At 45.2% G+C, this 639-nt stretch carries 1 protein-coding gene and 1 pseudogene; both read left to right on the plus strand.

The annotated features are described in order from the left end of the window. Positions 1-421, plus strand: a pseudogene (locus tag R7190_RS28305) (FAD-dependent oxidoreductase); the annotation flags it as partial. 1 nt (position 422) lies between these two features. Then, positions 423-639: DUF1365 family protein (locus R7190_RS28310; protein ID WP_318137982.1), on the plus strand; the 217-nt coding region annotated here is incomplete at its 3' end.

Consider the following 639-nt stretch of genomic DNA (forward strand, 5'->3'; position numbering starts at 1 on the left):
TCACACTGACACGAGTGTATTACCGAAACGAAAATCTGCATGGGCATCGTGGAACTATTGGCTGGAAGGAGGCGAAGAGGAGCAGCAACGATTGCCGTCCCTGACTTACAACATGAACATTTTGCAGCATATCGACTCTTCACACACATTCTGCGTCACCTTAAACCGTACTGAAGATATCGACGAGAACAAGATTCTGCGTCAGTTCACCTACCATCACCCTGTCTTTACGATGGAGTCTATCGATGCCCAGCAACGCAAAGAAGAAATACAAGGAACTCAACATACGTGGTTTTGTGGCGCTTATTGGTACAACGGATTCCATGAAGATGGCGTGCGCAGTGCTTTGGATGTTGTGAAAGGAATTGCCGCTAAACATAACGAGAAAAACGACACACTTTATGAACAAGGTGCTGCGTAATATGAGTATCCCTTCTCACAGCCAGTTATTTATAGGCAATGTAAGGCATCGTCGTTTTACGCCCGTTAAGCACGAGCTGAATTATTCAATGTTTATGCCAGCGATTGATTTGGATGAAATTGGCTTACTTGAGAAAAAAGTTTGGGGCTTTGGGGCTCGCTGGTGGCATTGGGCTCGATTCAAACGTGATGATTACCTCGGTGAAGGGAGTTTGAAAA

It is taken from the genome of Vibrio sp. 1078-1 (assembly GCF_033340475.1).